Origin of the sequence: Streptomyces doebereineriae (genome assembly GCF_031845645.1) — a bacterium.
GTDB lineage: Bacteria > Actinomycetota > Actinomycetes > Streptomycetales > Streptomycetaceae > Streptomyces > Streptomyces canus.
Map to the genome: position 1 here is coordinate 1 of NZ_JAVREZ010000314.1, position 450 is coordinate 450.

General features: G+C 67.3%; 1 pseudogene. It reads right to left on the minus strand.

Going from position 1 to position 450, the window contains the following annotated elements:
• Positions 1–450 (minus strand): annotated as a pseudogene (locus tag RNB18_RS52050) (excinuclease ABC subunit UvrA); the annotation flags it as partial.

Sequence of the window (450 nt, forward strand, 5' to 3'; positions counted from 1 at the left end):
CTTGATGGTGTCCTCGTCGTGCTCGACGACGATGAGCGTGTTGCCCATGTCCCGGAGCCGGACCAGTGTCTCGATCAGCCGGTGGTTGTCGCGCTGGTGCAGCCCGATGGACGGCTCGTCCAGGACGTACAGCACGCCGACCAGACCGGAGCCGATCTGGGTGGCCAGCCGGATGCGCTGGGCCTCGCCGCCGGAGAGCGTACCGGCCGCCCGGTTGAGCGAGAGGTAGTCCAGGCCGACGTCGACCAGGAACCTCAGCCGCTCGTTGACCTCCTTGAGGACCCGTTCGGCGATCTTCTTGTCGCGGGCGTTCAGCTTGAGGCGGCCGAGGAACTCGGCGCACTCGCTGATCGACATCGCGGAGACCTCGGCGATGGACTTCTCCATCACCGTCACCGCGAGGACGATCGGCTTGAGCCGGGTGCCCTCACAGGTGGGGCAGGGCACCTC